Below are 26,409 nucleotides of genomic sequence, written 5' to 3'. Positions count from 1 at the left end.
TTCATTTCAAATCAAATTTTTAAGGTTGTGTATAAGCATATTTTTACCAGTGTTTTTCTTGGAATTTTAGGAACCAGTTCCTTTGCCCAGCAAGCGCCAATCATCATTCCGATAGAAACCAGACAAAATGTTCTGGTGCTGCAAACAGATCGGGAAAACCATTTGGGCATCACCTATTTTGGAAAAAAATTAAGTCAGCCAGCGGAGTACAAACTCATTCCATCGCAGAGCCGTCAACGCGACGGAAATGCGGGCATTTACAATTCGGGTTATACGCCTGCGGGAACCTGGAATGTGTCCGAACCCGCGCTGCAACTGACGCATGGCGATGGAAACAAATCATTGGATTTGATTTATGCAAGCCACAATACGAAAAAGGAAAATGACAATGTAAGCCTGACGAGCATTGTATTGAAAGACCCGGTGTATGCGGTGGAAGTGACGCTTTTTTACAAAATCTATTTCCAGGAAAATGTGGTGGAGCAATGGAGTGTCATTAAAAGCGAAGAAAAGAAATCCATTACGCTTCAAAAGTACGCTTCCGCGAATCTCTATTTCATTGCCAAAGATTATTATCTCACGCATTACAATGGAACCTGGGCCAAAGAAATGAACCCGGAAGAGGAACAATTGACAGCCGGAATCCGGGTGTTGGATTCCAAACTTGGAACACGCGCCAACCTTTATCAGTCGCCTAGTTTCTCCCTTTCATTTGATAAACCTGCCACGGAAACCGAAGGAAAAGTTTTATTAGGAACATTGGCCTGGACTGGCAATTTCAAGATGGAATTCGAGGTTGATTCTTACCATAATTTGCGGTTGATCGCCGGAATCAATCCCTATGCATCAGAATATCCGCTGACTTCAAAACAGGAATTCAAAACGCCTTCTTTTATTTATACATTCTCAGAAAATGGGAAAGGAGAAGCCAGCCGTAACCTGCATAACTGGGCCAGAAAATATCGCGTGCTGGATGGCGAAGGCACCCGAATGACGCTTTTGAACAACTGGGAAGCCACTTACTTTGATTTTAACCAGGACAAACTTTCTGAGCTTTTCAAAGATGGGAAGAAGCTGGGCGTTGACCTGTTTTTGCTGGACGATGGCTGGTTTGCCAATAAATATCCAAGAAATGGTGACGGGGCCGGTTTGGGAGATTGGCAGGAAAATGTCAAGAAGTTGCCCAATGGAATTGGTTATCTGGTCAAGGAAGCACAAAAAACGGGAATCAAATTCGGGATTTGGGTGGAACCTGAAATGGTCAATCCAAAAAGTGAATTGTATGAAAAACATCCGGATTGGGTGATCAAACAGCCGCAGCGCCCGGAACATTATATGCGAAATCAGCTCCCGCTGGATTTGTCCAATCCCGAAGTACAGGATTTTGTTTATGGCATTCTGGATCAACTTTTTACCGAAAATCCGGTGATCGCCTATATTAAATGGGATTGCAATGCGACCATGTTTAATGCGTATTCCGCCTACCTTGAAAAAAGCAAGCAAAGTCAGGGCAAGCTTTATGTGGATTATGTAAAAGGGTTATATAAAGTTCTGGAAAAATTGCGTGCTAAATATCCCAAAGTCCCGATGATGCTTTGCTCCGGCGGAGGCGGTCGCGCTGATTACGAAGCGCTGAAATATTTTACAGAATTCTGGCCGAGCGATAATACCGATCCTTTGGAAAGGGTCTTTATGCAATGGGAATATTCGTATTTCTTTCCCGCTATTACCATGAGTGCGCACGTGACGGATTGGGGCAAACAACCCTTAAAATTCCGTACCGATGTGGCCATGATGGGTCGGTTGGGTTATGACATTGTGGTCAGTCATCTGAATGAAAAGGATTTGCAATTCAGCCAGCAAGCTGTTGTGAATTACAATGCTATAAAAGATATCATTTTCCAGGGCGATCTTTTCCGATTGGTTGACCCCAAGAAAAATGATTACGCCGCGCTGATGTTTGCTGCAAAAAACAAATCCAAAGCGATTCTATTTTCTTACCTGGTTGGAAACAGAAATGGAGACGGCTCCGACACGCCGATCAGATTGGAAGGATTGGATGCAGCAAAAAACTATAAAGTAAAAGAATTGAATCTGTATCCCGGAACGAAATCGGCTATCCAGGAAGATCAGGTTTATTCCGGGGAATATCTGATGACTGCTGGGTTTAATCCGGTTGTGAATGCGGGGAGAGCAAGCGTGGTGATTGAAATTGAGGCAATGTAGGGTGCTAATTTTTTGAAGAGTTGTTGATGATAAATCTTGCGCTATGAACCTGAAAAACATATCAATAACACTTTTAACACTCGCCCTTTCGCTTACCCTGCGAGTGACCGTTGATGCACAGACATCCGAAGAAAAGCCACTCTGGCCGTCGGGCATCAAAGATAATCCCGTGAAATATACGGGCGAGGAGGTGGTGGATTTCGATGTAAATCCGCAGTCACTTTCCAAAAAGAACCGCGTCTTTCGCAAGGTATCCAATCCGACATATGTGCTTCATCTGCCGCCGCCCGGAAAGGAGACCGGGGTCGCCGTAGTGATCTGTCCCGGCGGCGGTTTTGTAGATAACTGGTTCGATCGGGAAGGCACAGACCTGGCGCTTTGGCTGAAAGAGCGGGGCGTGGCATCCTTGGTTTTAAAATATCGTCTGAATACCAGGGACAGCACCAAAAACTTTGTAATATCCAGAGATACCTATCTTGAAGCTGCATTCGATGACGCCAGGCAGGCCATCATTACTTTGCGAAAAGATGCATCCAAACTTAAAATCGATCCCAACAAAATTGGCATAGCAGGTTTTTCGGCTGGTGGAACATTGGCGGTAGAACTCGCCACAGCAGACGAAGGCAGTAAGAGCACCGGCCAGGTTAGCTGGAAACCCAATTTTGCTGGTCTTTTTTATGCTGCATTTCTTAAAAATTATTCGGTTACAAAGGAAAGTTGTCCACCCATTTTTATCATCAATGCCCACGATGATAAGTTGACCACGGCCGCCAAAAGTGTTGACTTTTATTCATCCTTGCTGAAAGCAGGAATCCCGGCTGAAATGCATATTTACAACAAAGGTGCTCACGGATTCGCCATGGATTTTACAAAAGGAGAAACCCTGAAATACTGGCCTGACAGTTTTGTTGGGTGGTTAACGGATATTGGGATGATTCAGAAGAAGTGAGTGTTTTTAGCTGGGTACAATAAACTTTTACGGCTGGAAGCACAAGTATGAACAGCCATGGGCGTACGCTTCCGATAGATTTTATTCTCCCCATCTAAACAATGTGGTTCCTCAATTCAAGGTACAAGCACAACCTTGCCGTAAGCCGTCCGCGATTCGGCTAATTTCATGGCGGCTGTGATTTGGGTCAAGGGAAACCGGGCGGCAATTTGCGGTTTGAGTACTCCGCTGGCCAGCAATGTCGTGAGCGCTGCAAAACTGTCTCTAAGCTGCCCTTGAAATTTTTCGGTGCCTTTTCCGTCCCAGATATTGTAGAAATAAGCTTTGCGACCATTAGGCAGCATGTTCCACCACGCTAATTGTACCAGCACTTTTACAAACGGCATCAGGACATTGCCGGTTTCCTTTAATTCCGAGGCAATGGCATAGCAAACCAGCACGCCGCCTTTGGCAAGCAGGCCAAAAGATCTGGCAAAGCTTGCGCCGCCCAGATGGTCAAACACGGCATCGACACCGCCGGGTGCAAGTTTTAGTACGCTCCCAGCCAAATCCGTATCATTATAGTCTATGGGTTCCACACCTTGTGCCCGCAACGCTTCATGGTGACGGGGTGAGGCAGTTCCAATTACCCGGACGCCAGCATGAAGGGCCAGTTGTGTGAGAATTGTTCCGACGCCACCATTGGCACCGTGAACGAGGATCGTCTGTCCGCGCTGGATCCGGGCTTTGTTATGCAACATTTGCCAGGCCGTAATGCCGTTCACAATTAATGTTTCAGCTTCGAGCGGATCAATATCTTCTGGTATAGGCAACAGGTCGATGGCGGAAAGCAGCGTGTAACTTGCCCAGCCGCCGGTTTTTGTCAGGGCCACAACGCGTTTGCCCAGTAAAGCGGGATCAACGCCGGGGCCAGTTGCGGCTACTGTGCCAACCAGGTCATAACCCGGAACGAAAGGGAATTTGGGCTGCTCATAATACCTGCCGCGACGCATGGACTGCTCGGCAAAACTGATGCCGCTGGCTTCCACTTTTACACTTACCTGACCGGCAGCAGGGGCATTAAGCACACGGGTTTTAACCAGGAAACCCTCCGGCTCAACGATACCCGGCATGATTACTTCGGTCGTGTTAAAGCTGGTTTGCTCTGAATTTGTAATGTTTTGGAGATTACCGGTATTAACCTCCATACTGTTTCCATTTTTTGTTAAGGATTCCATATTTGCTGCTGTGATTTGATCGAACAGTACAAATGTATAGGCACGGAACCTTGGAAAATTGTAAGAAAACGAAATGCAGGTAAGTTAAAGCTGGTCCGGATAAGTGTCGGCAACCACGCAGAAACTTCCATTATTTAAGTTTTTGATAAACTGCTGAGGCGCAATGCCCAGGAAATATTGGAAGTCTTTAATCAGGTGGCTCTGGTCATGGTAATCGTGCTTTTCGATCAGATCAAAAATAGCGATCTTCTGATTGCTCCGGGCGAGGATATAGGCAATCACTTCTTTAAAGCGCAAAAAGCGGAGCAGCTCTTTCACAGAATAGCCGGTATGCTTTTGAAATTTCAGCTGGATACTTCTTTCCGAAAGACGGGTATCAGCCGCGATGGCCTTAATGGGGTCCACACAAGGGTCGAAAAACTGGGCAAGGTTACTGATCACCGTCTGTATCACCTGATCATTTTCTTTTAAAAGGGCTACGGCAGACTGTTTAAGTAAATGTACTCTTTGCTCCGTTTTGGGCTGGGCTGCCAATTCTTCCCAAAGCAGATTAAAACGAACATCATCTGTTAAAATCTCCGAACCTGTGAGGCGCTCGCCGGTCAGTCCGGTTAACGGCATACCAAACAGGCGCTGAAAACCATTAAACTTGAAGTTAACAACGATGGCGTCTGCTCCGGGCCGCAGCTCATAGTTCAGCATCTGGCGGAGCGGCCCGATGACAGCGGTACGGCTGATCACCTGGGTTTCCAGCGGATGATTGTGAAAGGAAATGCGTGCAGGTACTCCAAAATTAAATACCAGCATCATTTCCAGATTGGGACAAACATGTTGAGTGACAGCATCTCCATCGGAGGTAACCGACATGTGATAGAAGCTATTAATCACGTCTTCGAGCGGTGCTTCCGCCAAAAACAGGGCTTCGTTTAGATCCGTTTGTTCCATGGCTTTTGTGTTTTCCGGCAATAGCGGGATTCACGATCATACTTTGTTTGCTTATCAAATTTAATGAAAGTCGGCTGTCATAAAGTAAACAAATATGCGGAGTAACTGGAAACCTGGTTTGGACATTGGAATGATTCAAAAAAGTGAAATTCTTCTGCTGATTCGCCCACAAGGACAGTAAATTGCGCCCATCATGGATCTAAGTTCTTTCGGCACAGATTATTCGTTTGCCCTGCTCATCGCATTAAGCTCGCTGGCTTTTGTAGCCGGATTTATCGATGCCGTGGTAGGAGGGGGAGGCCTGATACAGATCCCGGCGCTCCTGATCGCATTTCCCGATAAGACAGTCGCGACGCTTTTTGGCACGAACAAAATCGCCGCCATTTCAGGAACATCTGTGGCGGCATACCAATATAGCAACCGCATCAGGTTCGACTACCGCCTTCTCGCTGTGGTCAGTCTGGCCGCTTTTACCGCTTCATTTCTGGGTGCCCGAGTTGTCAGTATGGTAAGAGCAGATGTTTTACGGCCTGTGATTCTGATCATTCTAATCGTGATGCTGATTTATGTTTATACCAATAAAAACCTGGGCGCGGCACAAACACGCGTACTTCCATTCGCCAAACAATTGTTAATAGGATCACTGATCGGCCTGGTAGTTGGTTTCTACGACGGATTCTTCGGCCCGGGCACCGGAAGTTTTCTGATCCTGGGTTTTGTCGTGCTGCTGCGGTTTGATTTCTTAACCGCATCGGGTTATGCAAAGCTCATCAACTGTGTCACCAATATTTCAGCATTGCTGGTTTTTATCCGTAATGGAAATTACTTACTAGGTATTGGGCTAATGATGGCTGTTTTTAACATTGCCGGTAATGTGATCGGAAGCCGAATGGCGTTGCGTGAAGGAAATGGATTTGTACGGAAGATATTTTTGATTGTTGTTTCGCTGATGATCCTTCGGTATGGCTATGATGTCTTAGGAGAAATTTAATCTGAAACTATTTGTAACACCTATTAATTTCTGTTTGAATCCGGTTAGTTTAAGAAAGGTGAGGCATGAAATGGCAGTCCAACACCTACACGTAAAAATAAGTCTTGATACCGGGATTGCGTTTTATATCCAGCTTGTCTAGCTCGCCTGCAACAGATTTTCAATCAATGGTAATGCGTCAAAGATTTACCATTGGAACCCGGGCTTTCAATAAAGATTTTCATGAAATACAGTTGAACGCAATTATTTGTTTTACAAAACAAATTCAATGCATTGCTTTGCAAAGTTTCTTGGATCGCTAAACCAAGGATCATGGCCAGCAACGGCAAAGGTAAGCTTCCCCACGATGACCCGGCTAGGAATATCTTTTTTTAGGAGCCAGGGTGACAATCAGCCGTCGCAAGTCCTTCACATGATCCTGCCATGTGTAGCTGTCGCCACCCTCACTTTTACCACAGCCTCTTTGATCGTAGTAAATGATCGTAGCACTTTCACAGGCTACCTGCCTAGTGACGACCATCTGCGAACCAAAAATATATAATTTATTTATATGTATAAAAATTATTAATATTGGCGACAAATAAAATTCTGACGTAGACATTTTACTAATGCTGACCTTCGCCCTCATTCGTAATCAGTTTAAAACGGCTAGCCGCCACCTGTTAAAAGAACGGCAGTTTTCGCTGCTCAATACCATTGGTCTGTCTAGTGGCCTGGCATCAGCTTTGTTGATTGGGTTATGGGTTCATGATGAATTTGCTTTCGATAAATTTCATGAAAAAGACAGTCGGCTCTACGAGGTCATGATCCATGAAAAAATTGGCGATGGCATTGCAACTACAAATAGTACCGGTGAATATATTGGTGAAACCATCCTGAACACGATGCCGGAGGTCGAAACAGCCGTAATGACAACGCCTGCGGCCTGGTTTCAACGGTTTAGTATATCGTATGGTAGCAATACGGTAAGCGCTATCGGAAATTTTGCAAGTAAGGATTACTTCCATGCCTTTTCTTTTCCCTTAGTTCAAGGGAATAAGCAAGAGGTTTTGACTAATAGAAAATCTATCGCGATCTCTGAAAAGCTGGCTACCCAGCTATTTCATTCTCCCGAACGTGCAATGGGGAAAGTCCTGGAATGGAAATGGCAAGCTTACTCCGAAAAGTGTTTGATCAGTGGTGTTTTCAAAAACTTCCCAAAGAATTCTTCTCAACAATACGACTTTTTGCTGTCGATGGACGCATGGAACCAGATCGTGCCACCTGGTACTACCCAATCGGCTGGTGGGCCTTTCGACAACTTCATTGTTTTGAAAGAAGGAGCAGACATTCGTTTATTGAATAAAAAAATAGCGGCTCTCGCCAATACCAATTTTAACGACCCCACCTCGCGATTCTTTTTACGTAAATATTCGGATGCTTACCTGTTTGGAAGTTACCAAAATGGTGTGCAGGCGGGCGGCAAAATCACTTATGTGCGACTTTTCACGATAGTCGCAATCATAATATTGATCATTGCATGTATCAATTTCATGAACCAGTCTACCGCGAAGGCCTCTATGCGAATTCGAGAAGTAGGTGTTAAAAAAGCCCTTGGAGCAGGACGGTCTACCCTCATAGTTCAATTTTTAAGTGAATCGCTGATCCTGAGTTTTTTGGCGCTCATCATTGCCCTATTGATCACCTGGGCATTGCTTCCCGTTTTTAATAACATAACTGGTAAAGACCTTCCGCTCCAACTTGAACTAGGAGGACTTGTGACAATACTCGGAATTGCATTCGTGATGGGATTGCTCGCTGGGAGTTATCCTGCATTCTATCTTTCGAGGTTTAATCCCGCATTCTCCTTAAAAGGTGGGCTCACCAATTCATTTAGCGAGCTGATACTCAGAAAAGGACTAGTAATTTTCCAGTTTACGGTATCAGCTGTGTTCATTATTTCGGTATTGGTAGTGTATCAACAGATCCATTTCTTACAGCATAAAAACCTGGGGTATGATAAAGACAATGTTATTTATTTCGAAATGGAAGGACGTGTAGCTATGCAGGGAGAAGCCTTCCTGTCGCAATTAAAAAACCTACCAGGAGTCATAAATGCTTCGAGCATTCAGCAGAAGATTATTTTACCTGATATGCTGCCTGGAAATGGATCCGGCGTACGCTGGGACGGGAAAAATGCAGATGACAAAATTCGATTTTTTAGAATGCCGGTGAATTTTAATCTGATTGAAACGATGGGAATAAAGATTACTTCAGGGCGTAGTTTTTCGCGGAAGTATGGAGCAGAATCATCAAATATTATTCTCAATGAAGCAGCGGTAAAGGCTATGGAGTTAAGTGAACCGGTTGGGAAGACGGTTATGTTTGGAGACGTAGAAAAGCACATTGTGGGCGTTGCCAAAGACTTTCACTTTAACTCACTACACAACGAGATCCGCCCCTTCATCCTATATCTGTCACCTCAGGAAACAATGTTGGTGATGGCCAAAATAAATGCAGGAAAGGAGCAGGAAACCATTACGCGCATTCAGGATTTTTACAAAACGTTCAATCCGGGGTATTCATTTAATTACCGGTTTCTGGATCACGATTTTCAGGTCCAGTATGCGTCGGAAAAGCTTGTGAATGAACTTGCCCGTTACTTTGCCGTGCTGGCGATTATTATTTCTTGTCTCGGATTATATGGACTTGCAGCTTTTACAGCAAACCGGCGCAAGAAAGAAATTGGCGTACGAAAAGTACTTGGAGCAACGGTTAGTAATGTAGTTTCGATGCTAACCAAAGACTTTTTAATCCTTGCTTTAATTGCAGTTTGCATTGCGTTTCCTGTTGCTTGGTGGTTGATGGATCAGTGGCTACAGACGTTCGCTTATCACATCTACATAAACTATATAGTCTTTATTGGCGCGGCAATTCTTATAATTCTGATAACATTACTTACTATTGGTTATCAATCCTTTACAGCAGCACTTATGAATCCTACTCAGGCGTTGAGAAATGATTAATCAATAATAAAAATTTGAATAACTATTTGGGTCTCACTATCCATTGAATTATTCAGATTGGAGGTAGTATGCGCCATGTGGAAAAGGTGCTTGGTTAAAAAAGCAATTTATATAAATCTGCCGGAAAGTGCTCGGATATCTTGCAGGCATCACTATGTATGTTACCTATTAGTTGTGTTGGGAACAAACCATGATGAAGCCCTGGCGAGTTGACGAAAGGCAATTCGCACAAAGTTTTTGTAAAACTCTCAGTTCCAAAATTTAAACTGCTTTTGAACCCTTTTACAACACCGATAATAAAACTGAGAGTGGCAGGATTTAATCGTTAAATGGCAGTACATACTTATTTTTTCAAAAGTGACATCTTCAAGTAGCCCAAATGAATCTCATCGGCATCTAATTTATCATTCAGTGATATATTAATCCGAAATTTTCCTCTTTGAGTCGGCGGCAATATTTCTTCAATTTCATAAAGCTCGTCGACGTCGATACCGTATTTGTCATCAATATGCGAGCTGGCTCCCGGGGAATGGTTGGTTTGGAAAAACAAGGTTTTTTTCGCCTCTTTGATTGCTGAGGCTTTATCGGATTTTATGGTAAGTAACATGTAATGCTGCTCTTCAAACCTGAATGGCTGGTAACCTCCCAGGTTTATGAAAAACAACTTATTTTTTCTCCCTTCGCCGGGCGCTTCGCTTTTATCTACGGCAACAACCTGAATTTGGAATCCCTCTACCACGGTCACCTCCCGCCAGGCATCGATATGGAGCTTGCCGGAATCAGGCCAGAATGCTTCCATTTCGCCAGCCAGTTCTTTCAGCGAAGTGGCTATTCCAAAAAATACATCGTGTTGTTCCACATGCCTGCCTTCCGGCTTGCAGCCCAGCAGTACCATGAATAGTTTTAATCCCGACATTTTTATAGATTATAAATTCAAAAGCCCTTGATGCAACTCAGCCTGATTTGCCTTTTAAAAGCAATCTTCGGATAAATAAGGATGACTAAGAACCGCATTTTCATCGGAATTCCAGTACCAGCTGATATTGCAAAGCAGCTCTGGGAGATGCTACCTGGTGGAGAATTACTAAAACGCTCTGCATTTACAAATTATCATATTACGCTCCAATTCTTGGGCAAAGTCTCAAACCTGAGCGAAGTGATTGAACAGTTTAAAAGCCTTACTTTCAATTCATTCAAAATTTCAGTTGACGGCATATCCGGATTTTATAAAAAAGGAAAACTGGCCGTGATGTATCTGAGCATATCAGAGGGCAAAGGTGAGGTGACAACGTTGAGCCAGGTGGTCAAATCAACGTTTGCAGCGTACGATAACGATCCAAATCCTGTTTATACCCCTCACATTACTGTTAACAGGAACATTAAAGCAGCTGAATTACAATCTGCCGAGCAGCTGCTGACCTTCAAGTTTGCACAGCCAATTTACTTCGAAGCGTTGCATATCTATCTGTACGATAGCATCAATCTGCGCGATTCTGGCTTGTATGGATGTGTCAGCTCAGTGAGCGCCAACTTGTAATTATTTCTTTGTGTTCACTTGTGCTCAACTGCAAAGAGCCTTTCAAGCATCCGCTTAAAAGGCTCTTTATACGTGTTGGAAGCATTTCTACTCCGAGATCACGACTTTGATGTGCTCTGTAAAGGCTGCTGATTTGATCTGCAAAATATACGTTCCTGAGCTGAGGTGTAAGCTGGAAAGATCCGCTTCTAGCTGCAATTCAACAGGCTGGTGGGGTGCCGGAGGGTAGAACGTAAAGCCTGCAAGGCTTGTCAGCTGCAAGTTTACCTTACCCGAATGCAAGCTGGACAGCAATACTGTAAACCTGCTGCCGGCTGGATTTGGAAAAACTTGCGACTTGCTAAGTGACGATTCTGAAGTTTCGTCGTCTGCCGCAATCCTTGCAGCCTTTGACTGCGGGATCACTTCAATGGCTGAAATCGTGGGAAGGTTGGCCAGGCCGCTTAGAAAATCCAGGTTAAGGACTCCGTCGGTGACTGTGGTTGTGAATGTTTCCCTGACGGCCCGCAATGCGCCGCCCGCCTTGGCATAAATGTCATAGTTGGTCAGCTTCCTGGTTCCTTCTATGTTGACATGAAACCTGCGCTTTCCGGCGCCCCCTGCGGACTTGCCCGGAGCGCCAAACCAGATTTCGGCAAAATGCAGCACTACATCCATCTTCCCGTTTTGTACAGGTATTGCGTAGCCAAACGCTGCCGATGAACGTTCGTCGCCGTAGAGCGCATCCTCGCTCGTATTAGCGATAGTACCTGTGGTTATGGAATGCACACGGTCAATGCCGGTATAGTACTGGTCGGCAAGGAAAGTACGGTTGTCCGCAGTGGTAAAAGCTGTTCCGCCTGCATTGATCCGGATCGCGTTACCGGCTGAGGCGCTGGGGACCGTTATAGTAATTTCTTCAAAGTCTGACAACGAAGGCGTCCCGCTATCGGTAACCTGAACTGTAAACTTAGACGTACCCGCAGCAGCCGGCGTCCATTTGAACACACCCGTAGTCGGCTCAATGCTGGCACCTGCAGGCGCATTCATTAGTGAAAAGTGCCTGGTCTGACTTGCATCCGGATCGGTGGCAACAGCTGTAAAGGTCAGTTCTTGCCCGATAAATGCGGTTTTGTTTCCAATGGTTGCCAGTACCGGAGGCTGATTGCCAGCGTCCTGTGTGATTACTTCAATAGCGGAAATCGTCGGAAAGTTGGCCGCCCCACTTAGAAAATCTATATTCAAAACACCATCTTTTACCACCACCTGAAAGGTCTCCTGAATGGCACGCAAAGGGCCTCCTGCTTTGGCAAAGATGTCATAATTGGTCAGTTTTCTGATTCCCTCGATGTTGACGTTAAACCTGCGCTTGCCGGCCTGACCTACTGCCTTGCCAGGCACTCCAAACCAGATCTCTGCAAAGTGAAGGACCACGCTTGTTTTACCATTCGGCACAGGGATACTATAATGAAAGCTGGCCGCTGAACGCTCGTTTTGGTAGAGCGCATCGTCCGTGGTATTCAGGATATCCAGGTTGGCAATGGATCTTACCCGGTCAGTGCCGCCATAGTACCGGTCGGCTGCAAAAGAGCGGTCTCCGGAAGCATTGACGGCGCCGCCGCCTGCATTGATACGGATAACTGCGCCAGGACTGCTGATGATGACGCTGCTTTCACAGATCGTATTGTTGCCATCCTCGCGGCGGATCGTCCACGTAATGGTGCTGGTACCCGGGTTGAAAGTGCCGCTCGCATCCCTGCCGCTGCCCGACCGCACCGTTGCGCCGCTAACGGCATAAAGAACCTCGGTAATGCCACATTCATACTCCGTGTTCAGGGCTTCAAGTGTGTATTTGCCCGTAGCATGGTAAGGCTGGATCATGGTTACCGGACATACTACCGCGCCGGGATGTGCGGCTGCATCCCAGTCATCACAATCTGTGTTGTCTGCAACAAAGCCGTCGGGTTGGTAGTTGGAATTCACTTGTTCGTTGGTTGTACCATAACCATCATTATCGGCGTCGCGGTACCACGTTTTCAGGTCCAGTCCGTCACAGTCCTGGTCGATACCATCATTGGGCGTATCGCCAGCCACGGGGTTCACTGATCCGTTGCTGTCATTGCAATCACCGGCATAATACTGCCGGTTGCGCACCTTAAAGCCCGGCCCGGGTTGGGCACAGCTCCATACCGGCTCACCATAAAAGAAGCCGTCATTGTCGGCATCCAGCACCCATTCTGTGTCAGGGTTAATGGTTGAATTTGTATCATCGCAATCCGTGTTGTCCTCCACATAGCCAGCGGGTGCCTGGTTGGCAAGAGTACTGACCTTTGGATCGCCGAAGCCGTCACCATCCGCATCGGCAAAGAAAAGAGATTTCTGAAACGTGATATTACCAGAAGCTGCATTCTGACTCACCAGCCCAGGTTGATCACCTTCATCAAAGCTGTTGCTGACATCCCGATGAGGAAATGGGTTGGCAGCCACGTCAGCACTACCGGCAAAGGTGCTGGTACCGGTGGCGACTCTTGCAAAAACCCAATGCCTGTTCTGCTTCGGTACTGCAAAGTCCCGATGAGCATTTCCATCCAGATCAGCGGTAAAAGCATCCTTTGTTTCATTTACGATCGCAAAAGTACCCTGCGGTTCATTAGCGAATGTGTTGAAACCAGTATGCCCGGCAGTGGAAGGATAGATGCTGCCGCCTGCCAGCATGACGGCCAGCATTGTTTTTCCAGAAAAATGATTTGCCAGCCAGGGATACCTGATCAAAGGGCTGGTACAAACATTTCCTGCCCGAATGGTAAATAGATGAACGACATGATAAATGTTGCGCTGCATAAAAGCTTTGGTTTGGTAGAAAGATTGGTTTAGAAGAAAAAAGTTTGGAGTATGATTACAACTAGTAAGTAGAGCAGGGGCGGTGCTGGAAAAGAATAGCAGGCGTTGAGAAGGATTAATTGAAGTAAAGCGGATTTGCCTTGTAATTAATTGCATTTAAAAGTACATAGCTGTTTACTAAATACTTCTATTTAATTTAAATAAGTAGTTTCCGGTAAACATGCATGCTTTGCATGTCCAGAAATGAGAGATGATCTGCATGGGAAGAATTACTTTCTCGCGCAATGATCTTTATAAATTGTAAAAGAAGGTAGCTAAATAGAAGCTCAGCGGAGTAGTGTTTTGCTGGACTTTCCCACTGCAAAAAGCACGCACTTTAACACATAAGACTAGCCTACAAAATGGGAACTTCAAAGCCCATTTTACATTTACAATAATCCATACAGATTTGTAGAAGCTTTTAAATTAAGCTGTTTAGAAGAAAGGCACGAAAGAGCACCTGGCAACAGAAGATGTTTGCGAACCAAATGGAAAAGGCGGGTTCTAAGGAGATGTCAGAGAATAAGTTGTTGCAGTTATATTTCTTTAATCTTGCATGCGGTTCTACAATATCTCATCATGATTTGGTGGAGAAATGATGCCAGTTAAGTTTTATCAAAATCTTTCTTTAAATCGGTAAATTCCAGAGCAGGGTAGAACCAATCTTCATTTTTCAAAGAGCAAATCGCTTCAATGCGCTGATCGGAGAACCGCACTTTGACCAGTTCACCAGTAAGCTGCCGCGTATCGGTTGCTTCGCAAAGTTCAAAGCATCTTTTGAGAAAATGCCCGGTTAAGTCTGCTCCTGCATTGGGGGTGCTTTCATACATGTCCGGACCGCCAAAGACCAGGTATTGCTCACCTACTTTAATTTCCAGGCTGGCAGACAAGGCAGCCCCTTTCAGCAGCTGGATTTCGAAATCAATAATCTCACCAATCGGCGCAAGCATTTCATCGGACATGAAGCAAATAATTAAATTTTGTACACATAGCTCCCTATATGTTGGAAAAAGCTTAAAAAACTTTAATGATTAAATAGCTGCAATTTACCTTCGAAGTGGACGAAGTGCGGATGTCCACTTTTGTAACTCAGAAAACATTTTGACGGCAGACTCCTTTTGAGATTCGTCACCAATGTATGTATTATCAGAATCAATGTTTTTTGCGAAGAATGGGATTGTTACGCCCTGGGCAATTGGAACCATTTGAAGCGTTGTAAGCACTTGTCTAAGCATCTGTGCTGATCGCATTCCACCCGATATGCCACCATAACTTACAATCGCTACCGGTTTATATGCCCATTCGTGAAAAAGATAGTCAATGGCATTCTTGATAGGAGCTGGAAATCCGAAGTTATATTCCGCTAATACAATCACAAAGGCATCGCCCTCCTTTATGGTTGTACTCCAGTCCCTGGTATGCTGATGTTGGTATTGTCCAAGCCTGGGGTGATTAGGTTCATCCATCAATGGAAGATTGATTTCTGCCAGATCTATCAGCTCAACAGAAATGTCTTTCTCCTGAAGCGCAAGGATGTGTACCCACTTTGCGATGGTGATACCTTTGCTCCCCGGCCGGGTTGTAGACGTTATGATTTTCAGGTTCATAAAAATGTATCGATATCGTTTTTTCAAATATACGATGTGCATCGGTAAACTTTTCAGCTTTCAGATTGGCTTGTCACCATTCAAAACCAACGTATGATTTAGCATTATGCATCTGAAATGCAAATTGCCGAAGCTTGTTTTTGACCTAAGCCCAATGATAAAGCGCTTCTCATGGGCAGACCTTAAAAGCGCGCTTTTCAATTGCCCGTTTTTCCAGTTCGCTTTTCGCATTATTAACTGCATGATCAAAATGGAACTGGGCTTTGTTGTCGTCGATACCGGTATAAAGCTCACCGAGAAGTAAATCGTAAAAGTGATTGTTTTTCAAAGCCAGTTTTTCTGCTTCGCAAATGGCGGCATTTTTCCCATACACTTTTGCAAATACATAAATGCGGTTGAGGGCCGCTGCCGGGGTATAATGCAAGTCGAGCAGTTGATTATAGCATTGGAGTATATTCTCCCACTTTTCGACAGTGTCACCTTTGACGGTATGCCAGCAGGCAATTGCGGCTTCCAAATGGTACCGCGATAGTATATGACCTTTGGCAGCATTCCTCAGGAAATAGCCTCCCTTGCTGATCAGATCGGTATTCCAGAGCTCCGTATTCTGCATCTCCATGACAACAAGCTCACCCTGATCGTCGAGCCGGGTGTCAAACCGGGACGCGTGAAAGCACATCAATGCAAGTAAAGCGTTTACCTGGGGCTCATTGGTCCACGTATTTTCAATGAGCATAATACAGAGTCGCATCGCTTCCAGGCACAGGTCCCGGCGCACTGCTTTATTGGTGCTCATCGAATAATATCCTTCATTGAAAAGCAGGTAAATGGTTGTCAGCACAGGTTCCAGCCTAGCTTTGATTTCCTCCGGCTCTGAGATATTAATTTCGATCGGAGCCTGGCGCAATTTCGTCTTCCCCCGCAGCAAACGTTTATTAATAACATCTTTGCTTGTCTGGAATGCATCAGCAATTTCCTCAATCCCAAACCCGCACAATATCCTCAGGGAAAGTGCAATCTGGGACTCGGCCGCGATTGCCGGATGACATATAGCGAACATCATTTGCAGCTGGCTGTCCATGATGTTTTCAAGAGAAAGATCAATGTCCTCTTCATCGGCAATGTTCTGATCATGCTGTATACCCGGCATTATTTTATCCTGCCAAATTGTATTGCGGTGCAACTGATTTTTAGCCTTGTTTTTTGCCACCAGATACAGCCAGCCCACCGGGTTGGGCGGTATTCCTTCGATACCCCAGGACTGCCAGGCCGTCAGGAAAGTGTCGCTGGCAATGTCCTCTGCTACCTCTATTTGGTGAAACCCAAAGCGGCGGCACAAAACCGATACGATTTTGCTGTACTCGGTCCGGAAAAGGTGGGGGATTAAATTGTTCATGAGAAAATCAACTTGCCGGATGTACCGTGCTGATCTTCCTGATCTCCACACTGTTATCTGCACCTTTCAGGATCGGGCAACCACGTGCGAGTTCGGTGGCTTCATCCAGACTCGCGGCTTTCACAATAATAAAACCGGCAATAGATTCTTTGATCTCCACAAAAGGACCGTCAGTCACCACATCGTTGGATGTGATGACCTTACCTTCGGTAGCCAGCCCCTTGCCGCCTGCAAACTTGTTTTGAGCAGCGATCCCGCTAACCCAATCCTGATATTGCTTCATATAAACCTGCATCTGCTCGGGGGAGGGCTGAGCATCTTTTGTGAGCAGGTCTAAACGCATGAAAACGATATATTCTTCCATTTGGCACGGTTTAAGGGTGGACGTTCATGGGTACATAATTTAGTAAAATAACACCACTGCTGAAAGTCCTGGTGTCCACCAGTTGCAGATCCAATTTGGACTTCATGCCGAAAAATAGAGGCTTGCCATCGCCCAAAGCGACAGGATCGACCATAATGGCATAATGGTCAATCAGCCCCGCATCAGCAAGCTGGGCGACCAGGCTGCCGCTTCCGAGTATAGTCATTTCAACGTCCGGGTCAGCTTTCAACCTTTTAATTTCTTCGATAAGGTCGCCTTTAATAAGGGTTGTATTTTCCCACCCGGCCGATTCCATGGTCGTTGAGAACACAATTTTCAGGGATTCATTCATGCCTTTTGCAACTTCCGGCATTGCTTTCAGCGCGGCATCAGTCGGCCACCATCCGGCCATTTGCTCGTAGGTAATGCGGCCGAAAACCAGAATGGACTTACGCCCTTCCAGCTGATCAGAAGCGAAGCCGCTTTCCTGGCCGCCATGACGGTGCCAGCCAGTATCGTTTTGAGCATCTTTGTAAAACCCATTCAGGGTAATGAAATTGAATGTGCTGAGCGTTCCCATTTGTTAAAGTTTGATGTTTAAAAACTGTTTCCATCTCCATTACAAATGGGTCTGAGAAAATGGGACACCTGGCTTAAAAATTTGTTCAAATGCATCATCATGTAAATCCCCGCGCAGACAATCGGATTAACGTAACAGTATGAGCGTGTTGATTGAAGTTCCGGGTTGATGGATGTGACTGGATTGATACGAATCCGCAGCTGGGCTCTTTCTAGCCTGATCTACCGTATAGACGAAGCAAAAGGACCCTTATAACTGTTTCTGACTCTGAATTCGAATTGCGGCTAGGATAACGTACAATGACTACCGGCAGAAGTGAGTTTACTTTTAAAGGTTGCAGCAGCCGGAATGGGCGATATACTACCGGGAGGAAAGCCGGTACTTTGGGGGTTGCAGGAATGTTAAACACTAAAAACAGAGAGGATTAGAAGCGTCTTAAAAAACTTCTTTGCTTGGTGCAGAAAGGTGAGACATTTCTTAATCCGCCAATTCAAAAATATAGATGGGAAACCGACCCGTCAAAATGTTGAGTTACGATTTTTGACCTGTTAAACGTAAATGACTAATTCCTTTCAGTTTCTTAAAAACACTGTTTAGCTGTCCTGATATTCTTTAAGCATATCCTCATAACCTTCGTCTTGTAAAGCTGCTGAGAACATTTTCTCGATACCAGATAATCCTATTTTGTCTGTTTCGATCAATCTGGCACTATCGGTTTTAAATATGGAAATGGCCTTTGCATGTAATTTCTGATATATAACCCAGACAAGTAGTGCCTCCCATTCATTTTCAGCATACGACTCAGCCAAATTCCATGATTCAGAGAGGTTCGGAGAGAGAAATCCCTTGCTCTCCGCAGTGAATATCCCATCTGAAATGTCAATACTAGCGGGGAAGTATTTAATCGTTTTCTGATATAGTTCGTTAAACTTCATACAAGGTTTAGGTATGTTTACTACTTGCTAATCGACTCCGTCGACAGATACCCTGGTGATATATCCGATCAGATAATGGACGTTTCAAAAGCAGATGTTGTCGCTTCTTACCTTTCGAAATTGTAGAATGTTGGTAAAAGAAAAGTTGAAAATGCTTGTATTTATAAACTTCTAAAATTTCAGTTGTATATATTAATTCCTAGTTTTCATATTCAGCTTCCCCGAACGAGTTAGCTAACTTTTTAAGATCATTATTCTTATTGAACCACAGCAATGTTTGCGTAAAAAGACATTGCGCAACCCTTCAAAATCACCAGCTCCTGCCAGCGCGGGGCTAAATCATCAAACCTTCATCCCAATCCTTCCAAACTACCTCATATCCGCCCCCTCTGATCATTTGGGCCATGGCTTGGGGGCTTCTTTCGTCGGAGATTTCGAATTGTTCCAGGGATTCGGGTGCTACGATGTAGCCGCCGGGGTTGGTTTTGGAACCGGCGCTCATGGAGGTTACCCCAAGCTGGATGCAATGGTTTCTGAACTTTTCAGATTCGCGGGTCGATAAAGACAGTTCCACCTCCGCATTGAAAATCCGGTAAGCACAGATCAGCTGTACAAGCTCCCGGTCCGACATGTTGACCTTCGGCTCAATACCACCGGAAAAAGGGCGTAATCGGGGGAATGAAAGTGCGTACCGGGATTGCCAGTAGGTTTTTTCAAGATAATTTAAATGCAGCGCGGTGAAGAAACTATCCGTTCGCCAATCCTCCAATCCGATCAGCACGCCAAGTCCCATTTTGTGAATCCCGGCCCTGCCGAGCCGGTCGGGTGTGTCGAGCCGGTAGTGGAAATGTGCTTTTTTCCCTTTCGGATGGTGTCTGCGGTATTCATCCTTGTGGTACGTTTCCTGGTAAACCAGCACGGAATGCAGGCCCAGCGGGATCAATGTTTCGTACTCCTGCTGATCCAGCGGCTGTACCTCCATGGAAATCTGTGTGAAGTGCGGGCGGATCAGTTCGAGTACCATTTTAAAGTAGTCCACATGCACCGTCTGGTTCGCCTCGCCGGTCACCAGGAGCACGTGCTCGTAACCCATTTGTTTGATTACCTCCACTTCCTGCATGATCTCGCGCTCCGTAAGTGTCCGCCGGCGAACCTTATTGTTCATGCTGAAACCGCAGTAAGTACAAATGTTGGTGCATTCATTGGACAGGTACAGCGGAATATACATGTGCATGGTTTTGCCAAAACGCTGCTGCGTCAGCCTGCGGCTCAGCTGTGCCATCGGTTCAAGGTACCGGGCTGCGGAAGGAGAAATCAATGCTTTGAAGTCCTCCAAACTGCGTTGGGGTGCATGCAGGGCATCTTCCACATCCCTGGTATTTTTTGCAAGAATGCTTTCCCTGACCTCCTGCCAGCTGTATTTTTCAAAAATCTCTTTAAAGCTCATCCAGAAATGTGGTTAATGGGCTGCTGGCACTGGCCGCGCCGGTTATTCCTAATTTTGCTTCATAAGCCATGCGTCCGGCCTGTACTGCCATTTTGAAAGCCCCGGCCATAGCCACCGGATCGCCTGCCACGGCAATGGCCGTATTCACGAGCACGGCATCCGCCCCGATCTCCATCGCCTTTGCAGCGTCCGAAGGGGCACCGATCCCGGCATCCACGATAACCGGAACTTTGCTCTGCCCGATGATGATTTCGAGGAAATCAATGGTTTTCAGTCCCTTGTTACTCCCGATCGGCGAGCCTAGCGGCATCACGGCCGAAGCGCCGGCATCTTCAAGCCTTTTGCAGAGTACGGGATCGGCGTGGATGTAGGGTAAGATGACAAAACCCAGCTTAGCCAGTTCCTCGGTTGCAAGGAGGGTTTCAATCGGGTCCGGGAGCAGATATTTCGGATCCGGGTGAATTTCCAGTTTCAGCCAGTTGGTTTCCAAAGCTTCCCGCGCCAGCTGAGCGGCAAAAATGGCCTCTTTTGCATTTCTTACGCCGGAAGTATTGGGTAAAAGATGAAATTGGCTGTGATCCAGGTGGCTTAATATATCGTCGGACCGGTCGCGTACATTGACGCGCCGCAGGGCAACGGTAACCAGTTCGGAGCCGGAGGCCAGCAATGCCTGCTCCATAACCTGGGCTGAGCTGAATTTGCCCGTGCCGGTAAACAGCCGGGATTGAAAAGTTTTGTCTGCGATGGTTAGCATAGGGCTTGTTGAATTTGTGAAACGGTGGCTTTCGGGTCGGCGGCACCGATCAATGCGGAAGACAGCGCTACGCCGTAAATGCCAGTCTGCCGAAGCACATCAATATCTTCCGGCGTAACACCGCCGATAGCGATAATGGGCGTTTGAAAGCGATTTTCGGTCATTTGCTGCATGAGTCTTGCATATCCATCTGTGCCCAGGATCGGGCTCAGGTTTTGTTTGGTTCTGGTAAAACGAAATGGTCCCAGACCAATGTAATCAGCACCTTCGGCGATGCGTGACTGAATGTCTTCCCAGGTATTGGCCGTGCCGCCGATGATCATTTTTCTGCTAACCAGTGACCGTGCTTCCGGGATCGGCATGTCGGTAAGACCCAGATGCAGTCCATAAGCCTGCACAGTGCGGGCGACGCGGGGATGATCATTGATGATCAGCCGGGCGCCGAACCGGTCGCACAATTGTATGGCTTCCCGGGCCATGGCAAGGATTTCCTCTTCGGTACGACCCTTTATACGTAGCTGAATCCACCGGCAACCCGCTTCCAGGGCCAGCCGGATGCTATCCAGGTGCGACATCTCTTCCGTTTCCTGCGAAATAAACTGTAGCCGGCCGATCACCGGGGTATGAAATTGCTGATCGGAATGTCCAGCGCTACGTTTGTCGGCATTCTTGGAGGTGTCATTTTCAATTTTCACTTCCGATTTCATTGCCGAAAAATCAGGCAATGAGGCGAGAAGCCTGAATTGATTCACCGCATTTTCCGGCTTTTGCCAGATGCTGCCGAGTACCGCGGCACCATCCATGCCCATCTGGGCGATCGTTTGGATGTTGTGAACATCAATGCCGCCCAGGGCAAATACCTTTCCGGTGTAATTGTATTTATTCAAATAAAACTCATCCGGAATTCGGGACTTGTAACCAGGTTTTGAAATACTGTCAAACACAGGTCCCAGAAATACATAGTCAAAGCTGTGGGAAAGACTTTGAAGCGCATCCGGATCGTGGATGGACGTGCTTAATGTAAACCCATGTTTTTTCCATTCGTTCAGATCATCAGCTGTCTGCATCAGTCTGTTATGTTCCGTGAAATGAATGCCACCGATGTCGAATACCGCCGCAAGCTGGTGATGCTGATGCAGTACCATGCGGCCCCGGTACGTCTTCGCTATACTTTGGATCAATGCCTTCATATCCGCTTCGGATACTTCCGGTTTTCGCACATGCAGGCGCGGTAGCCCCAGTGCGAAGAGGCGGTTGATGATATCTGCTTCATCCGGCAGCATTTCCGGATGTGTGATCACGATTAAGTCCATTTTACAAATGATTTTGCTTCCGATTTCGATCTAGCCGCCTTGGGTGGCGGTGATGATGGTGATGTGATCGTTAGGGGAAAGCCTGCGATGGGGCCAGTCGGATTTTGGGACGACGAATTGATTGACGGCAACTGCAATGCCCTTGCCGGAACTCTCATAGAATTCGGAAATGAGTTGACCCACGGAACACGTAGCGTCGATTTGAGTTGCCTGACCGTTTAGTTTGATTTCCATTCCATATACAGTTTTAAATGAAAAACCTTAGGAATGGACCTATGAAGAAAAGATGGAAGGAAGCTACGGAACACGGTAACTCCTGCTTTTCCCTTCGGCAGTACTAGCTGCATCAGGTTCAAAGGGTATGATCTCAGTCCGCACATCGGGACACCCCTAAAGTTGTGGCAAAGCTAGATGAAAAAGCGGATTTTCAAAAAAAGCCGGGGGGAGCGCGTCGGGAAGCCGAACTTATTGATGAAAATCAAATCCCAAACCATTGTTCAATAGATCCATTTACAATTTGAAAAGCTTAAAGTGATTTCTCTCGCATGTCAGATGCATCATAAAGAGTCTGGTAGGTACCTGGAAATTAACCCGTAACAACTTTATAAGGAAAGACATACAGGTGCTCGTATCGGAAGATGACGCCTTTTTATTGTAAATATCTCCCACGTGGCCAGTATGTAGGATGTTGTTCCGTCTAATGGTAAAAAATGATCATAGAAATGAGAACAACCTTTATCCACCACCCTTTACAATCCATTCAAAGACTTGCACTTGTTTGCATCCTGTTATTCCTGAGCCCCGCCACCCTGCTCTTTGCGCAGCCCGGTATTGAATGGGATAAGAAGTACGGAGGTAATATGGCTGAGCGTCTGGCTACCATGATTGCCACTCCGGATGGCGGGTATATACTGGCTGGCAACTCCAATTCGGGCATTTCGGGTGAAAAAAGTCAGCCAAACCGTGGACCTGCCGCCCAGACTCCCTACACTTTCGGTGATTACTGGATCGTGAAAATCGGCGCAGACGGTAGCAAGCAATGGGACAGAACGCTTGGGGGAGATAGTCAGGATCAGTTAACCACGATCATCACCACTTCGGATGGAGGCTACCTCGCAGGGGGTACGTCGTGGTCTAATGTAAGCGGAGAGAAATCCCAGGATGCCTGGAACGATCAGGCGTCAGATGGCAACAAAAGGAAAGACTACTGGATTGTAAAACTAGCTGCGGACGGCACCAAACAGTGGGATAAAACCATTGGAGGGACGGTAACTGACGATTTGAAATCCATGGCGCAAACCAGTGATGGCGGGTATATACTGGCAGGGAATTCCAATTCCAGCAACAGCGGCGACAAGTCGCAACGATCCAAAGGCCTGACGGATTTCTGGGTGGTCAAAATTACAGCTGACGGTACCAAAGAGTGGGACAAAGCTATCGGTGGATCTTTGCAGGAACGGGTTGCCTCTGTGAAGCAAACTGCGGATGGAGGATATATCCTGGCTGGTACGTCCAGCTCGCCCGTCAGCACGAGCAAGTCTGCGGAAAGGAGGGGAAATGCGGATTACTGGCTTGTTAAACTTTCATCAGACGGCACCAAACAATGGGACAAAGCCTATGGTGGCAGTAACATAGACGAATGTACTGCAGTAACGGTAACAGCCGACGGCGGTTACCTGCTGGGAGGTACTTCCTCTTCCCTGAAATCAGGAGAAAAATCCGAAAATAGCAGGAGGGGCAGCTACGATTACTGGATTGTGAAGGTTACATCAGACGGAACATTTCAGTGGGACAAAACGATCGGCGGCTATGAAGCAGAATACCTGAAATCAGTAACGCAGGCGGCCGACGGAGGATATATTCTGGCAGGTTATTCAGAGTCCGGAGCCGGCGTGGATAAAACACAGCCCAAAAAAGGTCTTAGTGACTACTGGGTGGTAAAAGTTACTTCTGACGGCACAAAAATATGGGACAAAACCTTGGGAACCTCCGTTAGTGACTATCTGAGCTGCGTGTTACAAACACCCGATGGAGGCTATCTTGTTGCAGGCGATACAGATACGGGGATAGCCTCAGGAGACAAAACCCAGGACAATAACGGTGCCCAGGATTTTTGGCTTGTCAAATTAACGCCGGAGGGATCAGACAGAAAACTGATGTTTTCTAATCAAACCCTGACTTTTGAAGCTACGCGCAACAATCCGCTGCCTCCGCCACAAACAGTAACCCTTACGGGCAATGCCGGTGCACCGGTCGTCAGCCTGGGCGTACGTGAAGGATCCAACTGGCTGGTGGTCCCTGATCCTGGTACGGGCCCTCTGCAATTCGGGCTTTCAGCATCTGGCATTGTCTGGAATGCAACCTCGGAAACCCTGGTCACGGCATCCGCTCCCGGCTACGAGCGGGCGATCCTGCAGGTAACATTACATGCCCGGGAAGCCACCACCCGGTTTCGCCTGGAAAATGTAGCAGATAGGTCACTGTTAGTGGATCAACCCATCAGCCTCGAAATTTCAGGAAATGCAGGACCTGGCCAAACCGTTACTTACTCCCTCACCGACAGCCCTGCAGGCGCGATGATCAACCCCTCAACAGGCTTGTTCGAGTGGACGCCGAACATGGCCGGAACATACACTTTTAACATTAAAGGTGTCACCAGTGGGCCGCCGGTACTTTCCGATGAACAGGCGATGACCGTGACAGTGTCCGAAAGATCCGATATAGAAACGATACGGATCAATGCAGCCGGACCAGATCTTAATACAGCCGACGGCCGCAGCTTCATTGCGGATAACTACTACGACGGCTCCATTCGCGTCAGTACCGTTCCGGAGGGTGATATTGCCGAAACCAGTGACGATGAGCTCTACCGCACCGGCCGCTGCTCGCCTTACTTTGATTACAGAATTCCTGTCCGGAACGGTAATTACCGGGTAGTGCTGCATTTTGCCGAAACCTGGTTCGGCGTAGCGGGAAGAGGCCCGGCAGGTGTAGGAAAGCGCCGGTTTCATGTCGATATCGAGGGCCAGCGCAGGCTTACCAATTATGACATTTTTGCCCGGGCAGGCGGTCCCATGCGGGCCATTCAGGAAACCACTCCGGTGACTGTTACGGATAACGTGATCAACATCAACTTCCTTTCCGGGGCTGCGGATATGCCCAGGATCGCCGCCATCGAGGTCATCCTGGTAGAGCGGCTGGCCAGAATAGAGTTGCCGCTGCTCGCCGACGCCTATGTCAACGACGGGAAGTTTGCAAATACCAATTTTGGCAGCGACCCGGGTTTGATCGTCAAAACCGGCGTTGGTAACGATGTATTAAGAAACAGCTATCTTAAATTCGGTTTGGGTGACTTTCCGGATATTACGCTGGCCAAGCTCGGCATGTATGGTGGAAATGTGGAGTATCAGAAATCGGATTACGTCACACTCTCCGTTTTTGGGCTTCAGAATGATAGCTGGACAGAAAACGGCATCACCTGGAACAATGCGCCGGCCCAAACAAGCCAGCCGATCGGCTCAACCAACATCAGTTCGAGCTACGACTCCAACAACTATTATGAAACGGATGTAACCGGATTCGTGCGCGCCGAGCAGGCAGGTGACAAAGTGGCCACTTTTATGCTCAGGGACATCAGGAGCACAAACCAGAAACTTACATTTGAAAGCAAAGAGGGCAGGTATCGCCCGCAGCTGGTGATCTACACCAATGCCCCGTATGCCTTAACTGCGCGCATCGGTTCTGAAATTCCTGTACTGTCATCTCATATTGACGTCAAAAAAACAGCAGTTTACCCAAATCCGGCACAGAAAAGTTTCACCCTGGAAATTGGCAATAAGCACGACTCCAATCTGTCAGCTGAACTGATTGATGTATCAGGAAAAAGTATGCGGCTTCATTTGCCGAAAGACATTATTCCCGGTAGCAAAGCAGAGATCGATCTGACTCCTTTGGGTGTTAAGCCTGGCATTTACCTTATCAACGTGCGGTCGACGATATTTACGGAAACGCATAAGTTGCTGATTATTCAGTAGAAAATGCGCTCACTATGACCGCCAAAATGTATTTCAGATGAACTTTCCGGTGTCAATGCATTGAACCAGGAAAGCATAATTCGCACAGTACACTCAGCCATTCATATCCTAATCGTTTTTGCATCACTATGCGTCATGATAATTAATAGGTGGGATAGGTAAGGTGTGTAGTTTTTTGAATTAATTTGTAGAATTATATATTTATCCAATCGAATTAATGAGGTTTGTTCACATATTAAACGTCGTCATA

General features: G+C 46.6%; 21 protein-coding genes and 1 riboswitch. Of the genes, 6 read left to right on the top strand and 15 right to left on the bottom strand.

From position 1 onward, the window contains the following. Nucleotides 1–27 precede the first annotated feature (27 nt). Both HWI92_RS07685 and HWI92_RS07680 read left to right on the top strand, forming a co-directional pair. A complete protein-coding gene (locus HWI92_RS07685) occupies nucleotides 28–2,226 on the top strand; it encodes an alpha-galactosidase (protein WP_310589523.1) in 2,199 nt (732 codons plus the stop codon). 43 nt (nucleotides 2,227–2,269) lie between these two features. Continuing rightward, a complete protein-coding gene (locus tag HWI92_RS07680) occupies nucleotides 2,270–3,175 on the top strand; it encodes an alpha/beta hydrolase (RefSeq protein ID WP_204662371.1) in 906 nt (301 codons plus the stop codon). Between the two features lie 116 nt (nucleotides 3,176–3,291). Here HWI92_RS07680 and HWI92_RS07675 read toward each other — a convergent pair whose 3' ends face one another. Continuing rightward, on the bottom strand, nucleotides 3,292–4,392 hold the full coding sequence (locus HWI92_RS07675) for a medium chain dehydrogenase/reductase family protein (RefSeq protein WP_229249093.1): 1,101 nt from the start codon (nucleotides 4,390–4,392) through the stop codon (nucleotides 3,292–3,294). Between the two features lie 84 nt (nucleotides 4,393–4,476). Further along, on the bottom strand, nucleotides 4,477–5,337 hold the full coding sequence (locus HWI92_RS07670; protein WP_204662368.1) for an AraC family transcriptional regulator: 861 nt from the start codon (nucleotides 5,335–5,337) through the stop codon (nucleotides 4,477–4,479). A 193-nt stretch (nucleotides 5,338–5,530) separates the two neighbouring features. Between HWI92_RS07670 and HWI92_RS07665 the strand changes: the two genes are divergently transcribed. Further along, nucleotides 5,531–6,328, top strand: a complete 798-nt coding sequence (locus HWI92_RS07665; protein ID WP_204662366.1) for a sulfite exporter TauE/SafE family protein — start codon at nucleotides 5,531–5,533, stop codon at nucleotides 6,326–6,328. A 355-nt stretch (nucleotides 6,329–6,683) separates the two neighbouring features. Here the strand turns inward: HWI92_RS07665 and HWI92_RS07660 are convergent, their stop codons facing one another. Further along, the gene (locus tag HWI92_RS07660) at nucleotides 6,684–6,848 is read right to left on the bottom strand and encodes an alpha/beta fold hydrolase (RefSeq protein ID WP_204662364.1); all 165 of its coding nucleotides are present in this window, start codon (nucleotides 6,846–6,848) and stop codon (nucleotides 6,684–6,686) included. An 88-nt stretch (nucleotides 6,849–6,936) separates the two neighbouring features. Between HWI92_RS07660 and HWI92_RS07655 the strand changes: the two genes are divergently transcribed. Next, nucleotides 6,937–9,333, top strand: a complete 2,397-nt coding sequence (locus HWI92_RS07655) for an ABC transporter permease (protein WP_204662362.1) — start codon at nucleotides 6,937–6,939, stop codon at nucleotides 9,331–9,333. A gap of 343 nt (nucleotides 9,334–9,676) precedes the next feature. On the opposite strand, the gene HWI92_RS07650 is transcribed toward HWI92_RS07655, so the two are convergent. Next, the gene (locus HWI92_RS07650) at nucleotides 9,677–10,192 is read right to left on the bottom strand and encodes a DUF1543 domain-containing protein (protein ID WP_204662360.1); all 516 of its coding nucleotides are present in this window, start codon (nucleotides 10,190–10,192) and stop codon (nucleotides 9,677–9,679) included. A 138-nt stretch (nucleotides 10,193–10,330) separates the two neighbouring features. Between HWI92_RS07650 and thpR the strand changes: the two genes are divergently transcribed. Beyond that, entirely contained in the window at nucleotides 10,331–10,870 is a 540-nt protein-coding gene (gene thpR, locus HWI92_RS07645) for an RNA 2',3'-cyclic phosphodiesterase (RefSeq protein ID WP_204662358.1), read from the top strand. 87 nt (nucleotides 10,871–10,957) lie between these two features. Here the strand turns inward: thpR and HWI92_RS07640 are convergent, their stop codons facing one another. The 11 genes from HWI92_RS07640 to thiS all read right to left on the bottom strand — a co-directional run bounded on the left by HWI92_RS07640 (nucleotide 10,958) and on the right by thiS (nucleotide 22,359). Further along, entirely contained in the window at nucleotides 10,958–13,690 is a 2,733-nt protein-coding gene (locus HWI92_RS07640) for a malectin domain-containing carbohydrate-binding protein (protein WP_204662357.1), read from the bottom strand. A gap of 644 nt (nucleotides 13,691–14,334) precedes the next feature. Then, nucleotides 14,335–14,691, bottom strand: a complete 357-nt coding sequence (locus HWI92_RS07635) for a hypothetical protein (RefSeq protein ID WP_204662355.1) — start codon at nucleotides 14,689–14,691, stop codon at nucleotides 14,335–14,337. Between the two features lie 84 nt (nucleotides 14,692–14,775). Next, entirely contained in the window at nucleotides 14,776–15,336 is a 561-nt protein-coding gene (locus HWI92_RS07630) for an NADPH-dependent FMN reductase (RefSeq protein ID WP_204662354.1), read from the bottom strand. A 169-nt stretch (nucleotides 15,337–15,505) separates the two neighbouring features. Next, a complete protein-coding gene (locus tag HWI92_RS07625; RefSeq protein ID WP_204662353.1) occupies nucleotides 15,506–16,732 on the bottom strand; it encodes an RNA polymerase sigma factor in 1,227 nt (408 codons plus the stop codon). A gap of 7 nt (nucleotides 16,733–16,739) precedes the next feature. Beyond that, entirely contained in the window at nucleotides 16,740–17,096 is a 357-nt protein-coding gene (locus HWI92_RS07620) for a YciI family protein (protein WP_204662352.1), read from the bottom strand. A gap of 10 nt (nucleotides 17,097–17,106) precedes the next feature. Then, entirely contained in the window at nucleotides 17,107–17,676 is a 570-nt protein-coding gene (locus HWI92_RS07615) for a dihydrofolate reductase family protein (RefSeq protein WP_204662350.1), read from the bottom strand. 593 nt (nucleotides 17,677–18,269) lie between these two features. After that, a complete protein-coding gene (locus tag HWI92_RS07610; protein ID WP_204662348.1) occupies nucleotides 18,270–18,611 on the bottom strand; it encodes a hypothetical protein in 342 nt (113 codons plus the stop codon). Between the two features lie 334 nt (nucleotides 18,612–18,945). Beyond that, a complete protein-coding gene (gene thiH, locus HWI92_RS07605) occupies nucleotides 18,946–20,058 on the bottom strand; it encodes a 2-iminoacetate synthase ThiH (protein ID WP_204662346.1) in 1,113 nt (370 codons plus the stop codon). Then, nucleotides 20,048–20,812, bottom strand: coding sequence for a thiazole synthase (locus HWI92_RS07600; protein ID WP_204662343.1), 765 nt, complete (start codon nucleotides 20,810–20,812; stop codon nucleotides 20,048–20,050). The genes thiH and HWI92_RS07600 overlap by 11 nt, the downstream gene beginning before the upstream one ends. Then, entirely contained in the window at nucleotides 20,806–22,125 is a 1,320-nt protein-coding gene (locus HWI92_RS07595; RefSeq protein WP_204662340.1) for a thiamine phosphate synthase, read from the bottom strand. Before HWI92_RS07595 ends, HWI92_RS07600 begins: the two co-directional genes overlap by 7 nt. A gap of 30 nt (nucleotides 22,126–22,155) precedes the next feature. Next, nucleotides 22,156–22,359, bottom strand: coding sequence for a sulfur carrier protein ThiS (gene thiS / locus HWI92_RS07590; RefSeq protein WP_204662338.1), 204 nt, complete (start codon nucleotides 22,357–22,359; stop codon nucleotides 22,156–22,158). Nucleotides 22,360–22,431: 72 nt separating this feature from the next. Next, nucleotides 22,432–22,527, bottom strand: a riboswitch (TPP riboswitch). Nucleotides 22,528–22,847: 320 nt separating this feature from the next. Here thiS and HWI92_RS07585 point away from each other — a divergent pair. Continuing rightward, on the top strand, nucleotides 22,848–26,159 hold the full coding sequence (locus HWI92_RS07585; RefSeq protein ID WP_204662336.1) for a CBM96 family carbohydrate-binding protein: 3,312 nt from the start codon (nucleotides 22,848–22,850) through the stop codon (nucleotides 26,157–26,159). Nucleotides 26,160–26,409: the final 250 nt, after the last annotated feature.

This window comes from Dyadobacter sandarakinus, from assembly GCF_016894445.1.
Lineage (GTDB): Bacteria > Bacteroidota > Bacteroidia > Cytophagales > Spirosomataceae > Dyadobacter > Dyadobacter sandarakinus.
Note: the sequence above shows the minus strand (reverse complement) of the source record. Positions and strands in the feature narration are given on the sequence as shown.

Bases quoted from the DNA above. Each gene is read 5' to 3' on its own strand.
- HWI92_RS07680 (WP_204662371.1), top strand. From the start codon at position 2,270: ATGAACCTGAAAAACATATCAATAACACTTTTAACACTCGCCCTTTCG.
- HWI92_RS07675 (WP_229249093.1), bottom strand. From the start codon at position 4,392: ATGGAATCCTTAACAAAAAATGGAAACAGTATGGAGGTTAATACCGGT.
- HWI92_RS07670 (WP_204662368.1), bottom strand. From the start codon at position 5,337: ATGGAACAAACGGATCTAAACGAAGCCCTGTTTTTGGCGGAAGCACCG.
- HWI92_RS07665 (WP_204662366.1), top strand. From the start codon at position 5,531: ATGGATCTAAGTTCTTTCGGCACAGATTATTCGTTTGCCCTGCTCATC.
- HWI92_RS07660 (WP_204662364.1), bottom strand. From the start codon at position 6,848: ATGGTCGTCACTAGGCAGGTAGCCTGTGAAAGTGCTACGATCATTTAC.
- HWI92_RS07655 (WP_204662362.1), top strand. From the start codon at position 6,937: ATGCTGACCTTCGCCCTCATTCGTAATCAGTTTAAAACGGCTAGCCGC.
- thpR (WP_204662358.1), top strand. From the start codon at position 10,331: ATGACTAAGAACCGCATTTTCATCGGAATTCCAGTACCAGCTGATATT.
- HWI92_RS07640 (WP_204662357.1), bottom strand. From the start codon at position 13,690: ATGCAGCGCAACATTTATCATGTCGTTCATCTATTTACCATTCGGGCA.
- HWI92_RS07635 (WP_204662355.1), bottom strand. From the start codon at position 14,691: ATGTCCGATGAAATGCTTGCGCCGATTGGTGAGATTATTGATTTCGAA.
- HWI92_RS07630 (WP_204662354.1), bottom strand. From the start codon at position 15,336: ATGAACCTGAAAATCATAACGTCTACAACCCGGCCGGGGAGCAAAGGT.
- HWI92_RS07625 (WP_204662353.1), bottom strand. From the start codon at position 16,732: ATGAACAATTTAATCCCCCACCTTTTCCGGACCGAGTACAGCAAAATC.
- HWI92_RS07620 (WP_204662352.1), bottom strand. From the start codon at position 17,096: ATGGAAGAATATATCGTTTTCATGCGTTTAGACCTGCTCACAAAAGAT.
- HWI92_RS07615 (WP_204662350.1), bottom strand. From the start codon at position 17,676: ATGGGAACGCTCAGCACATTCAATTTCATTACCCTGAATGGGTTTTAC.
- HWI92_RS07610 (WP_204662348.1), bottom strand. From the start codon at position 18,611: ATGAAGTTTAACGAACTATATCAGAAAACGATTAAATACTTCCCCGCT.
- thiH (WP_204662346.1), bottom strand. From the start codon at position 20,058: ATGAGCTTTAAAGAGATTTTTGAAAAATACAGCTGGCAGGAGGTCAGG.
- HWI92_RS07600 (WP_204662343.1), bottom strand. From the start codon at position 20,812: ATGCTAACCATCGCAGACAAAACTTTTCAATCCCGGCTGTTTACCGGC.
- HWI92_RS07595 (WP_204662340.1), bottom strand. From the start codon at position 22,125: ATGGACTTAATCGTGATCACACATCCGGAAATGCTGCCGGATGAAGCA.
- thiS (WP_204662338.1), bottom strand. From the start codon at position 22,359: ATGGAAATCAAACTAAACGGTCAGGCAACTCAAATCGACGCTACGTGT.
- HWI92_RS07585 (WP_204662336.1), top strand. From the start codon at position 22,848: ATGAGAACAACCTTTATCCACCACCCTTTACAATCCATTCAAAGACTT.